Consider the following 12,338-nt stretch of genomic DNA (forward strand, 5'->3'; position numbering starts at 1 on the left):
CTAACTCGCACAAGCGCACCCACGGCTCGACCGTTGACGACGGGGCCGAGGTGCGGTTGCGTGGGTAGGCATGACGGTCATCGGATTCCACTGCTCGCACGAGCAGATCGCCCCGGCGCAGCTGCTGCGCGACGTCCAGGCGGCCGAGGCCGCCGGGTTCACGGCCGGCATGTCGTCGGACCACCTCGTGCCCTGGAGCACCCGGCAGGGCGAGTCCGGCTACGCGTGGAGCTGGCTCGGCGCGGCCCTCGCCACCACGGCCCTCCCATTTGGGGTGGTCAACGCACCCGGGCAGCGCTACCACCCGGCCGTCGTGGCACAGTCGATCGCGACCCTCGGGCAGATGTTCCCCGGCCGATTCTGGGCGGCCCTCGGCTCGGGCGAGGCCGCCAACGAGCGGGTCACCGGAGCCGAGTGGCCCCGCAAGGAGGTCCGCGACGCCCGGCTCGTCGAGTGCGTCGATGTCATCCGGCGGCTGCTGCACGGCGAGGAGGTGAGCCACGACGGGCTGGTGACGGTGAACCGCGGCCGCCTGTGGACCCTGCCCGATCCGGTGCCAGACCTCGTGGGCCCGGCGGTCACGCCCGAGACGGCGGCCCGACACGCTGCCTGGGCCGACGGCCTCATCACCGTCAACCAGCCGAGCGACACCCTGCGACGGGTGCTCGCCGCCTACCGGGACGCCGGTGGCCGAGGCCCAGCGCGCCTCCAGATCCACCTCAGCTGGGCGCCCACGGAGGACGAGGCCCTCTCCACCGCCCACGACCAGTGGCGCAGCAACGTGCTGGGACCACCGGTCGCCTGGGACACCGAGAGCGTCGAGGCCTTCGACCTCATCGGCGAGCTCGTGCCGCCCGAGAAGGTGCGCGAGTCGGTGCTCGTCTCGGCCGACCTCGCCCAGCACGCACAGTGGCTTCACGAGTACGTCGAGATGGGCTGGGACGAGCTCTACCTCCACTTCGTCGGCCAGCACCAGGCGCCGTTCATCGACGCCTTTGCCGAGCACGTGCTGCCGCAGCTGGAGCCGAGCAGGCCTGCGCCGACCGCGGTTCCCAGCCTCGAGGTCAGGCAGGGGGCATCGCGATGAGGGTCAGCGACACCGGCGACCTCTGGTGGAAGAACGCCGTCCTCTACTGCGCCGACGTCGAGACCTTCCACGACTCCGACGGCGACGGCGTGGGCGACCTGCGCGGCATGACCGACCACATCGAGTACCTCGCCGACCTCGGCGTCACCTGCCTCTGGCTCATGCCCTTCTATCCGACCGCCCGCAAGGACGACGGCTACGACATCACCGACTTCTTCGGGGTCGACCCGAGGCTGGGCACGCTGGGCGACTTCGTCGAGCTCGTCCGCACGGCCCGGGCCCACGGCATACGGGTCATCGTCGACTTCGTCATGAACCACACGTCCGACAAGCACCCGTGGTTCAGGTCGGCGCGCCGCAGCCGCGAGGACCCCTACCGCGACTACTACGTCTGGAGCCGCACCAAGCCGAGGTCGAGCAAGAAGGACGTCGTCTTCCCCGACCAGGAGGACAGCATCTGGGAACGCGACGAGAAGACCGGCGACTACTACCTCCACCACTTCTACAAGCACCAGCCCGACCTCAACGTCGCCAATCCGGCTGTGCAGGAAGAGATCTCGCGCACCCTCGGCTTCTGGCTCGAGCTCGGGGTGTCCGGCTTCCGCGTGGACGCGGTGCCCTTCCTCTTCGCGCGCGACGGTGTGCCGGGCGTCGACGACGCCGACCAGGAGGCCTTCAACCCCGACCGCTACCTCGGCGACGTGCGCTCCTTCGTGACCCGACGGGCGGGCGACGCGGTGCTGCTCGGCGAGGTGAACCTGCCCTACCCGGAGCAGCGGCGCTTCTTCGGCGGCGACGACGGCGACGGGCTCAACATGCAGTTCGACTTCATCGGGATGCAGCGGATGTACCTCTCGCTGGCCCGCGGCGAGGCGGCCCCGCTCGCGGACGCGCTGCGCGAGCGACCGGCTCTCGACGTGACGAGCCAGTGGGCCAGCTTCGTGCGCAACCACGACGAGCTCACCCTCGACAAGCTGACCACGTCCGAGCGCCGCGAGGTCTTCGACGCCTTCGGGCCCGACCCCGGCATGCAGCTCTACGACCGCGGGCTGCGACGGCGGCTGCCCCCGATGGTCGGTGGCGACGAGCGGCGCCTGCGCCTCGTCTACTCGCTGATGTTCTCGCTGCCCGGGACCCCCGTGCTCTTCTACGGCGAGGAGATCGGTATGGGCGAGAACCTCGACATCCCCGGCCGTCTCGCGGTGCGCAGTCCGATGCAGTGGAACAGGGGACCGAGCGGCGGGTTCTCCACGGCCCCCGCCCGCCGGCTCACCCGCCCCATGCCCGACGGCCTCTTCGGCCCGGACCACGTCAACGTCGCCGACCAGCGCCGCGACGCCGGGTCGCTGTGGTGGTTCATCCGCGGGCTGGTGCGGCGCTACCGGCAGCTGCCGCAGAGCGGCTGGGCCGCGGTGGAGGTGCTCGAGCACCCGGTGGCCTCGACCCTGGCCCACCTGAGCCGCACGGACGACTGGGCCATGGCCGGTCTCCACAACTTCGGCCCGGACGGCGCCGTGGTCCCCCTGACCCTGCCCGACGTGGCGCCGGGGTCCCGGCTCATCGACGTCCTCGACGAGCGCCGTGAGACCGAGGTCGGGGCGGGCGGAGCCGTCGAGCTCGACATCGAGCCGTACGGGTACCGGTGGCTGCTCGTCGTCGCGGAAGGCCAGGACCCCGGGATCTGAGGGCAGCGCTGTCACGCCGGCGATGGTCGAGCCGCCGCGACGGGTAGGTGCATCGGGTCACCACTTCGAGGAGCCCAGCGTGTCTGCCGTGCCGTCGCCATGTCGATCAACCTGATCTACCTCATCGCCGGCGCGGCGATGTTCCTCGCAGCTGTCCTCCCCACCGTGCTCGACCGCTATGCCGTCTCGGCCGCGATGGTGCTCCTCGTCCTGGGGATGGGCATCGGCCTGCTGCCGCTGCCCGAGGGGATGCGCCTCGACCCCCTCGTCATCAGGGCCCAGGTCGAGCGCATCACGGAGTTCACCATCCTCGTGGCGCTCATGGGCGTCGGTCTCGCGATCGACCGGTCCTTCGAGTGGCGCCGTCGGTCGGCATGGGCGTCGTGGTCGTCGACGTGGCGGCTGCTCGCGATCGCGATGCCCCTGACGATCGCGTCGGTTGCCCTGCTCGGCTGGTGGGTCGGCCTCGCGCCCGCGGCAGCCCTGCTGCTCGGTGCCGCGCTGTCGCCCACCGACCCGGTGCTGGCGAGCGACGTCCAGGTCGAGGGCCCTCGAGTCGAGACCGACGAGACGGACGACTCCGACGACGAGGCGCTCGGCGAACCCGTCGACGAGAAGGACGACGTCCGCTTCTCACTCACCTCCGAGGCCGGGCTCAACGACGGCCTGGCGTTCCCGTTCGTCACCGCCGCCGTGCTGCTCGCGTCGGCCGGGAGCGCCGGCTCATGGGTCGCCGGCTGGTTCGCGTGGGACCTCGTGGGCAAGGTCGTCGTCGGCGTCATCGTGGGTGTCGCAGTCGGCTGGGGCCTCGCCCGCATCGCCTTCCGGTCGCCGCGACGCTCACTCCGTCTCGCCGAGCAGGGTGAGCCCCTGCTCGCGCTCGCCGCCCTCGTCATGACCTACGGCGTGAGCCAGCTCGTCGGCGGCTACGGCTTCGTCTCGGTCTTCGCCTGCGGGCTGACGCTGCGGGCGGCCGAGCGCAACCACCACTACCACCGCTCGATGCACGAGGTGGTGCAGCGCCTCGAGCGGCTGCTCACGCTCATCATCCTGCTCATGCTCGGCATGGCCATGACCAAGGGAGTCCTCGACGAGCTCGACTGGCGAGGCGTGCTCATCGCCCTGTCGCTCGTCTTCGTGCTGCGCCCGCTCGCCGGCTGGGTCAGCCTGCGGGTGCGGGCCCGCGGCAGCGACCTCCCCGGCGGCCTCGGCCGGCACGAGGCACTCGCCACCGCCTTCTTCGGCGTCCGCGGGGTCGGCTCGCTCTACTACCTCGCGTTCGCGGCCGGTGAGCACTCCTTCCCCGAGGAGCGGTGGCTGTGGTCGACGACGGCGTTCACCATCCTCGTCTCGGTCATGGTGCACGGCGTCCTCGCGACGCCCGTCATGCGCTACCTCGACCGGCACCGCGACGCCGTGGCCTCCTGACCGACCGGGACGACAGGACCGGCCCCGGGGAGATCCCCCTCCGCGGGGCCGGTCGTGAACTGACCTCAGGCGACCTACCCTCCCCGGGGTCCTCGCCTGTGGACGGAGGTGGCGCAACGTGACCGTTCCTGTCGGCAGCTCCGGGCACGTGCCTCGACAAAGGCCCAGTGCCACGCGAACCGGCTGATCCCCCGTTCCCCCGAGCGGTCCGCGCCCACGACGGTCCGGCCCGTCCTCGCGGACGGGTTCACGTGCCGTTCCCCACCACTGCGGCCCACGTGACGGGCCGTGTGCCGTCGATCCCTGCCTGCCAGGTGGTCCCGGCCACGTCGCTCACCTCCTGCTCCATCGTGCGGCGGCCGAGGTGTCCCGAGACAGGTGCTTCCGACCTGTCCGGGTCGGGACCTTCGGCCCGAACCGCTGCGACCTTCGTCCGTGTCGCGGGGCCCTGCTCACGTCGCACCATCGAGGAGGCGTCAGGCCCGGCGCCCCACACCGACCGGGAGAGCCCATGTGCACCGTCCTCATCACGTACTCGACCCCGCCGCCTCCGGCAGCCGGCGGGGTGCCCGAAGACCGGGACCCCCACGACGACACCGACGCCGCCTCCGTGCAGCTCATGATCGCGGGCATCGACGAGGCCGTCGCCGAGACGATCGCGACGGGGCTCGCGCGGGCCGGGCACCAGGTCACCTGCCGGCCGTGCGTCGCGAAGACCACCACCGAGCGGGGCTTCGACCTCGTCGTGGTCGTGGACCATCTGCACGTCACCCACCACAGCGACACGGCGTGGCCGCGCGTCAGCGGCGGGGCGGAGGGGACCCCGCCGTATGCCGCCGGTCAGGCCGGCGCCGCCGCCACCCCGGGCGTACGGGAGCACGAGACCGCTGCCGCCGGCCGTGCCGCCCAGCTGGGACAGGCGACGATCCCCATGACATGGTGCGCGGACTTCCGGGCGGTCGAGGCCTGGGGGCAGAGCATCGCCGACCACCTCGTCCGCTTCCTCGAGCTGCGGGCCGAGCTCGTGCGCCTCCGGGCCGAGCTCGTGCGCTGCAAGGCGCTGCTCAAGGCCGTGACCCCCGAGCCGCGGGCGGCATCCGCCGTCGAGCTCGGCCGCCCGGTCGGCGGGGGCCGACCGCTGCACGCCGGCGAGCGCCGCGCCGCCCAGGCCAGACCCGGAAGGAGCTGAGATGACCATGACCCAGCACCCCGTCACCCAGGGACGAGGCGGGCCGCCGGCCAGGCGGTCCGGCCGACGACCAGCCAGCACCGACCTCAGCCCCGCCGACTGCCAGGCGCTCCTGGAGTCACGCAGCATCGGCCGCATCGGCTGGACGGCCGGGGACGGCCCGCAGATCTTCCCCGTCAGCTACGCCTTCGTCGCCGACCTCATCGTGTTCCGCACGTCGCCCTTCGGCGTCCTGTCGGAGCTGGTGCGTCCCGCCCAGGTCGTCTTCGAGGTCGACGAGCTCGACGAGCGGGCCCAGTCCGGGTGGAGCGTCATCGCGCGCGGGCGCGCCCAGGCCGTGGCGTCCCCCGCGCTGCTCACCCACCTGTGGACCGTCGACGGTGCCGAGCCGTGGGCGGCCGGCACCCGCAACCTCTTCATCGGCATCGAGGTGGAGCGTCTCACCGGGCGCACGTTCGGGGCCCGTCGGCCGCCTTCGGCCGGCCGATGACGCTGCCGGCCGCCGTGCGCGCGGGCGCCAGCAAAGGCCCACGCCCGCGGGAGCTCGGTCCTAGCCTTGGTGCATGAGGCCGGCGCCGGCGAGAACCACCCGCACGAGCGGGTCGTGCTGCCCACGGCGCCGGTGGACGGCGGCCTCCTGATGGTCGAGACCGTCACGCCCGGGCCGACCGGCCCGCACTCGTCGGAGGACCGCCTCCGCGGCCTGCTCGCCGCCAACCGGTCCGTGGTGTCCGAGCTGGCGCTGCCCGCCGTCCTGCGGCGCATCGTCGAGGCCGCGAGAACGGTCTCCGGCGCGGACTACGCGGCGCTGGGGGTCATCGGAGCCGACGGCCGGCTCGAGCAGTTCGTGCACTCCGGGATGGACCCTTCCACCGTCGAGCGGGTCGGGCACCTACCCACCGGCGTGGGCGTCCTCGGGGCCGTCATCGACGAGGCGGCCCCGATCCGGCTGCACTCGATCTCCGCCGACCCCCGCGCGAGCGGTTTCCCGCCTGGACACCCGCCGATGCGGACGTTCCTCGGGGTGCCGGTGCGCTCACGCGGGCAGGTCTACGGCAACCTCTACCTGGCCGACCGGTTCGACGGTGCCGACTTCAGCTCCGACGACGAGGACCTCGTCGTCGCCCTCGCCGCGAGCGCCGGCATCGCCATCGAGAACGCCCGGCTCTACGAGGAGTCGCGGCGCCGGCAGGAGTGGCTGCGCGCCTCGGCGGAGATCAGCCGCGACCTGCTCCGCCCCCGGCTCGGCGAGGCGGTGCTCGTGCGCATCGCCGATGCCGTGCTGCGGCTCGCGGATGCCGACGCGGCCACGATCGACCTGCCCGCCCGACGGCCGCCCGGGGACGGAGCCGGCACGTCGTCGTCGGCTCGTGCACCCTCGCGGCCGCCGTATGCCGCTGAGCCCGTCGCCGCGCCCGTGGGCGAACCCGTCGTCGAGCTCGTCGAGCTCGTCGTCGAGGTCGCGCGGGGAGCCGGCGCCGAGACCCGCGTCGGCACCTCGTACGCCGCCTCGTCGTCGCTCGCCGGAAGGGCCATGCGCGAGCGCCGGGCCGTGGTGACCGCCCCGGCCCCCGGTGAGGCCGAGGCAGGTTCCGGCGTCGACGGCGACCAGGACGGCTCCGAGGGGGCGGCGATGGCGTGCCCGCTCGTCGGCGACGCGGGCGTGCGCGGCGCCGTCGTCGTGACGCGACGCCCCGGTCGAGCCGCCTTCAGCGCCGCGGACGTCGAGATGGCCGAGCAGCTCGCCACGCACGCAGCCGTGGCCCTGGAGCTCGCCGACCGTCGCGCGGACGAGGAACGGGTCGCCATCCTCGAGGACCGGCACCGGATCGCCCGGGACCTGCACGACCACGTCATCCAGCGGATCTTCGCCATCGGCCTCACCCTCGACTCGGTGGCCGAGCGCAGCGACGGGGCGCACGGCGCCGCCTCCGACGCGCCCGCCGTGCGCGAGATCCTGGGTCGGGCCGTCGAGGACCTCGACGAGACGATCCGGCAGATCCGGGCGTCCATCTTCGAACTCCAGGAACCGACCGGCATCACCGCCTCGCGGGCGCGCCTGCGCGAGGTCGTCTCCGCAGCGGCCGCACCCCTCGGGTTCGAGCCCTCGCTGCGCCTCGACGGACCCGTGTCGAGCGTGCTCGAAGCCAGCCTGCTGCACGACGTGACGGCGGTGCTGCGCGAGGCCCTGACCAACGTCGTCAAGCACGCCGGAGCACAGGCGGTCGACGTCCGCGTAGCGGTGGCCGACGGGACTCTCTCCGTCGAGGTCACCGACGACGGGCCGTGCGGTCGGACCGCTGCGAGGGGCGAGCGGCCGATGGGCGAGCGGCCGATGGGCGAGCGGCCGATGGGCAGCGACGTGACTCGGCGGCCCGGGGAGGACCTGACTGCCGTGGGTGAGCCGGCGCCGCCTCGGCATCGCGGACTCGCCAACCTCACGAGCCGGGCGGTGGCCCGCGGCGGCACCTGCTCCCTGCTATCCGACGAGAGGACGACGGTGCTGACATGGACGGCCCGGCTGGACCTGTGACGCGACAGCCCGCGACCGGCGCGACCGGCGCGCCCGGCCACGATCCCGTCACGGTCTTCCTGCTCGACGACCACGAGATCGTGCGCCGCGGGCTCGTCGACCTGCTCGAGTCGCACCACGGCTTCACGGTCGTCGGTGAGGCCGGCACGGCCGCCGAGGCCCTGCGGCGCATCCCGCTCCTCGCTCCCGACGTCGCGCTCCTCGACGCCCGCCTGCCCGACGGCAACGGCATCGACGTCTGTCGCGAGGTCCAGGTCAGCAGCCCTGGCACGCGGTGTCTCATCCTCACCTCGTACGACGACGACGACGCGCTGTTCGCTGCCGTGATGGCGGGCGCGTCCGGCTACCTGCTCAAGCAGATCCGCGGCACGTCGCTGACCGAGGCGGTGGCGCACGTCGCGGCAGGTCACTCGCTCATCGACCCGACACTCGTCGAGCGTCTCCTCGACCGCTTGCGCCGCCCCGAGGCCGAGACCGGTGCAGGAACCGGCTCGGGCGCGCAGTCCGGCCCGCCGCACCATGTGGCCGCGCTCACCGACCGCGAGCAGGAGATCCTCACCCTCATCGCAGAGGGACTGACGAACCGCCAGATCGGCGAGCGGCTCTACCTGGCCGAGAAGACCGTGAAGAACTACGTCTCGGGCCTGCTCGCCAAGCTGGGATTCGAACGACGCACCCAGGCAGCGGTGTACGGCGCGCAGCACCGCGACGAGTCTGGTCGCTGACGACGGCTCGGCCCACCCGGCGCAGACGGTCGCGTGACCTCTCGGCCGGCCTCGAGGTCACCGCCGTGTAACGATCCTGCGCGTGCCGCGATGGAACGGCTGAGGCGGCACCCGATCCCCCGAGCGGGTGCCGCCTCGCTCTGTGCGCGCAGGCGGGTGCGGAGCCGACTGCCTACCTCGCTGTTTCTCATGAGGGGCCCTCGGTCCCCTAGGCTGGATGCTCACCTGTTGCGGTCTAGCCCTGGCCGGCGACGGGGATCTCGTAGGAAGTCAGCTGATGGAGCCGCACGAGACCGCCGGTGCGTCCCGCGGGTCTGCGATGGGCGAAGGACCCGAGTCCGTCGTTCCCGATCGAGCCGAGGTGACCGCCCACGTCGACGCCGTCTTCGCGACGTCACCGGGCGCGTCACGGCTGACGCCCGTCGAGGCGTACCTCCTCGAGGCCCTGGAGCGGCTCGACACTGCCGAGACGAAGGCCTCCCAGCTCGAGACCGCACTGGGGCACAGCCGCGAGATCGGCGCCGCCATCGGGGTCCTCATGGCGCTGCGCAAGCTGACCCGCGACCAGGCCTTCGACCTGCTGCGCCGGGCGAGCATGGCCCAGAACGTCAAGGTGCACGTGCTCGCCGCCCGTGTCGTCGAGACGGGTTCCACCGACCCCGGCTGACGCACCCGGCAGAGCCCGTCTCAGTGTGCTTCGAGCACGAAGAAGATGAAGCAGATGAAGGCGGTCCGGTCGCCGAGGTCCGGCGGCAGCAGCTCACGGGGCGTGTCCGGCGAAAAGGGGGGCTCGCTGATCCGCGCGATGCGGAAGCCCGCCCCGGTGAACGCGTCGGACATGGCGTGCAGGGGCCGGTGCCAGTAGGTCAGCACGGCCTGCTGGTCGCCGAACGTGTACTCCTCGGAGTACTTCGTGACGGCGAAGTAGTCGGCCTCGGGCGCGCTCGACTCGAGAATGCGAGGGTGGTTGACCGACAGGAGGAGCCGCCCGCCCGGCTTGAGGATGCGGCGCAGCTCGGCGAGCGGCTCGGTCCAGTCCTCGAGGTAGTGCAGGACGAGTGAGACGACGACGTCGTCGAACTCACCGTCGGCGTACGGGAGCGGCTCGCTGAGATCGGCCACCCGCAGTTCGGCGTCGTCCCCGAGTCGTTCGCGTGCCAGCTCGAGCATGGCGACGCTGGAGTCGAAGCCCGACACGTCGGCACCTCGTGCACGGAGGTCGTCGAAGAGTGGACCGGAACCGCACCCTGCGTCGAGCACCCGGCGACCGCGCACGTCGCCGGCGAGCTGGATCATCGCCGGTCGCGCGTAGTAGTTGTTGAAGAGGCCCGCCTCGTTCGCCGTCGCGTAGCTCCGGGCGAAGCTGTCGTAGTGGTCGGCCCTCATCCAGTCCCCCATTCGTCGTGACTCCGGCGCGCCCCGGCCGGGCGACCCGGGCAAGCCTCGCACGGCCCGAGCGGTCCCGCCTGCCCAAGCCGGCGGGAGGTAGCGGAAGTCGTCGGGCCGGCCCCACCGGGAGCTCGGCGCGCAGTAGCCCGTGACGTGGTAGCCCCACGGGGGGACGTACGGGTGGGGGCCGCGCTCCTCACATCTCCTCGTGCGTGTCGGGGTCACCCCCGAAGAGCCGACCGTCCTTGCGGCCCAGGGCCGAGATCGCGGCCATCTCGGCGTCGTCGAGCTCGAAGCCGAAGACGTCGAGGTTGGTCCGCTGCCGCTCGGGGTCTGCCGACTTGGGCAGCGGCAACGCACCGAGCTGCACCTGCCACCGCAGGATCGCCTGCGCCGGGGTGACGCCGTGCGCCTCTGCTGCGGCCGCGACGGGGTCGGCGCCGAACGGGGCGTTGCGCTTGCCCAGAGGACTCCAGCTCTCGGTGCGGATCCCGAGGCGGTCGTGCACGGCCCTCAGCTCCTCCTGCGGGAAGAGCGGGTGCAGCTCCACCTGGTTGACGACCGGCACGACACCGGTGGCGTCGATGATCTCAGTGAGGTGCTTCTCGGTGAAGTTGCTGACGCCGACCGACCGCACGAGGCCCCGCTCGCGGCACTCGACGAGGGCGCGGTAGGCGTCGACGTAGAGGCCGACGCTCGGGTTGGGCCAGTGGATGAGGGCGACGTCGAGCTGGTCGATGCCGAGCCGCTCGAGCGTGCCCTCGACCGAGGCGACGGCCTTGTCGAAGGCGTGGTCGCGCCCGGGCACCTTGCTCTGCACGACGAGGTCCTCGCGCGCGATCCCCGAGCGGCGGATCGCCTCGCCGACCTCGGCCTCGTTGCCGTAGTTCACGGCCGTGTCGAGCAGCCGGTACCCGGCCTCGACGGCCGACACCATCGCGCGGATGCCGTCCTCGCCCGTGAGCGGGTAGGTGCCGAAGCCGATCGCCGGGATCGACGTGCCGTCGTTGAGGGTGCGCGTGGGAACCGTCGTCATGTCGCCAACCTACGGTGCTCGCCGCGGCCCTCGCGAGGGTCGTCCCACCCGGACGGGCCCGCTCGGCGCGTCTCACCGAACGGGCCGATTGGGACGATGACGGCTGATTGAATAAGGTAAGGCGAACCTAAGCGAACACGTCGGCCGTCGACGCGACCGACACCCCCGAGACCGGGCGTCCGTGTCGACGCCGCCCCGCGCGCCTCCGGTCTCGGCGACCCGATGGAGGACCCGTGACCACCCGACGCACCGCTCTCGTCGCCGGACTGGGCGCCGCAGCCATGCTCGCCCTGTCCGCCTGCGGCAGCAGCCTCGAGGCGGGCGAGGAGCTCGACCCGGGCAAGCTGACGATCTACAGCGCCCAGCACGAGAACCTCACCGACGCATGGGCCAAGGCGTTCAAGGAGAAGACGGGCGTCGACGTACAGATCCGCTACGGCGGCGACTCGGCCATGGCGGCCCAGCTCGTGCAGGAGGGCCAGCGCTCCCCCGCCGACGTCTTCCTCACCGAGAACTCCCCGGCCATGACCACCGTGCAGAACGCGAACCTGCTGGCGCCGGTCACGCCTGCGACGCTGGGCCAGGTCGGCAAGGAGTACGCGCCGTCGACCGGCAAGTGGGTCGGCATCGCGGCCCGCTCGACCGTGCTCGTCTACAACCCCAGCAAGATCTCCGAAGCACAGCTGCCCACGTCGATCATGGACCTCCAGAAGCCGGAGTGGTCGGGCCGCTGGGGCGCGGCCGCGGGCGGCGCCGACTTCCAGGCGATCGTCTCGGCCATCGCCGCCCTCGAGGGCAAGGACAAGACGGCGGCCTGGCTCAAGGGGCTCAAGGACGGCGCCAAGATCTACAACAACAACATCGCCGTCATGAAGGCCGTCAACGCCGGCGAGGTGCCGGTCGGCATCATGTACCACTACTACTGGTACCGCGACCAGGCGCTCAGCAAGGACGGCAGCGGCAACACGAAGCTGCACTACTTCAAGAACCAGGACCCCGGCGCCTTCGTCAGCCTCTCGGGCGGCGGCGTGCTCGCGTCGAGCAAGCACGCGGCCGACGCGCAGAAGTTCCTCGCCTTCGTCACGGGCAAGGAGGGGCAGGGCATCCTCGCGTCCAGCGACGCCAAGGAGTACGCCGTCGGCACGGGTGTCGAGTCCGACCCGGCCCTGCCCAAGCTCGCCTCGCTCGAGGCCCCGCCCGTCGACCCCTACACGCTCAACGGTCCCGAGGTCATCTCGATGATGACCGAGGCGGGCATCCTCTGAC

Annotated in this window: 11 protein-coding genes; 9 read left to right on the forward strand and 2 right to left on the reverse strand. The window is 72.2% G+C overall.

What is annotated here, in order from left to right:
• Window positions 1–70 precede the first annotated feature (70 nt).
• From ACXR8F_RS02595 to ACXR8F_RS02630, 8 genes are all read left to right on the forward strand, one after another.
• Window positions 71–1,087, forward strand: a complete 1,017-nt coding sequence (locus ACXR8F_RS02595; RefSeq protein WP_458798600.1) for a TIGR03885 family FMN-dependent LLM class oxidoreductase — start codon at window positions 71–73, stop codon at window positions 1,085–1,087.
• Complete coding sequence (locus ACXR8F_RS02600; protein WP_458798601.1) at window positions 1,084–2,772, forward strand: alpha-amylase family protein; 1,689 nt, start codon at window positions 1,084–1,086, stop codon at window positions 2,770–2,772. The genes ACXR8F_RS02595 and ACXR8F_RS02600 overlap by 4 nt, the downstream gene beginning before the upstream one ends.
• Before the next feature lie 99 nt (window positions 2,773–2,871).
• Window positions 2,872–4,200, forward strand: a complete 1,329-nt coding sequence (locus ACXR8F_RS02605; protein WP_458798602.1) for a cation:proton antiporter domain-containing protein — start codon at window positions 2,872–2,874, stop codon at window positions 4,198–4,200.
• Window positions 4,201–4,711: 511 nt separating this feature from the next.
• Window positions 4,712–5,389 carry a hypothetical protein gene (locus ACXR8F_RS02610; protein WP_458798603.1) on the forward strand — a complete coding sequence of 226 codons (678 nt, stop codon included), beginning with the start codon at window positions 4,712–4,714 and terminating at the stop codon, window positions 5,387–5,389.
• Window position 5,390: 1 nt separating this feature from the next.
• On the forward strand, window positions 5,391–5,879 hold the full coding sequence (locus tag ACXR8F_RS02615) for a pyridoxamine 5'-phosphate oxidase family protein (RefSeq protein ID WP_458798604.1): 489 nt from the start codon (window positions 5,391–5,393) through the stop codon (window positions 5,877–5,879).
• A 69-nt stretch (window positions 5,880–5,948) separates the two neighbouring features.
• Window positions 5,949–7,922, forward strand: a complete 1,974-nt coding sequence (locus ACXR8F_RS02620; RefSeq protein WP_458798831.1) for a sensor histidine kinase — start codon at window positions 5,949–5,951, stop codon at window positions 7,920–7,922.
• On the forward strand, window positions 7,898–8,647 hold the full coding sequence (locus ACXR8F_RS02625; protein WP_458798605.1) for a response regulator: 750 nt from the start codon (window positions 7,898–7,900) through the stop codon (window positions 8,645–8,647). The genes ACXR8F_RS02620 and ACXR8F_RS02625 overlap by 25 nt, the downstream gene beginning before the upstream one ends.
• Before the next feature lie 277 nt (window positions 8,648–8,924).
• Window positions 8,925–9,314 (forward strand): ANTAR domain-containing protein, encoded by a 390-nt coding sequence (locus tag ACXR8F_RS02630; protein WP_458798606.1) that lies wholly within the window; start codon window positions 8,925–8,927, stop codon window positions 9,312–9,314.
• Between the two features lie 20 nt (window positions 9,315–9,334).
• Here ACXR8F_RS02630 and ACXR8F_RS02635 read toward each other — a convergent pair whose 3' ends face one another.
• Both ACXR8F_RS02635 and ACXR8F_RS02640 read right to left on the reverse strand, forming a co-directional pair.
• Window positions 9,335–10,033, reverse strand: a complete 699-nt coding sequence (locus tag ACXR8F_RS02635; RefSeq protein WP_045191966.1) for a class I SAM-dependent methyltransferase — start codon at window positions 10,031–10,033, stop codon at window positions 9,335–9,337.
• Window positions 10,034–10,232: 199 nt separating this feature from the next.
• Entirely contained in the window at window positions 10,233–11,072 is an 840-nt protein-coding gene (locus ACXR8F_RS02640; RefSeq protein ID WP_458798607.1) for an aldo/keto reductase, read from the reverse strand.
• 233 nt (window positions 11,073–11,305) lie between these two features.
• On the opposite strand from ACXR8F_RS02640, the gene ACXR8F_RS02645 reads away from it, so the two are divergent.
• Complete coding sequence (locus ACXR8F_RS02645) at window positions 11,306–12,337, forward strand: iron ABC transporter substrate-binding protein (RefSeq protein ID WP_458798608.1); 1,032 nt, start codon at window positions 11,306–11,308, stop codon at window positions 12,335–12,337.
• Window position 12,338 lies beyond the last annotated feature (1 nt).

It is taken from the genome of Terrabacter sp. AAH1, assembly GCF_054456855.1.